Raw genomic sequence first — 287 nt, forward strand, 5'->3', positions numbered from 1 at the left:
GCGATCACCGAGGCGGTCACGGCGGTCCGCGGGGTGAACGCGGTCCGGGGGCCCGAGGACAACGGCGACCTCCTCTCCGACGACGGGAGGGCAGCGATCCTGCAGCTGACCCTGGCCGAGCAGGCCGCAGGGGACGCCGACGTGGGCAACGCGATCCTGGCAGCGGCCACGCAGGCCGCCCAGGAGAACTCCCCCACCGCGCGGGTGGCTCTCGGCGGCTACCTCGGCGCCCAGATCTCGCGCACCGATACCCGGACCTCCGAGGCCCTGGGCCTGTTCCTGGCCGT

1 protein-coding gene is annotated in these 287 nt (G+C 74.6%); it reads left to right on the forward strand.

What is annotated here, in order from left to right:
• On the forward strand, positions 1–287 hold a 287-nt coding region (locus tag LZP69_RS16185; RefSeq protein ID WP_234201720.1), incomplete at both ends, for a hypothetical protein.

Source organism: Shewanella sp. AS1, from assembly GCF_021412565.1.
Classification (GTDB): Bacteria; Pseudomonadota; Gammaproteobacteria; order Enterobacterales; family Shewanellaceae; genus Shewanella.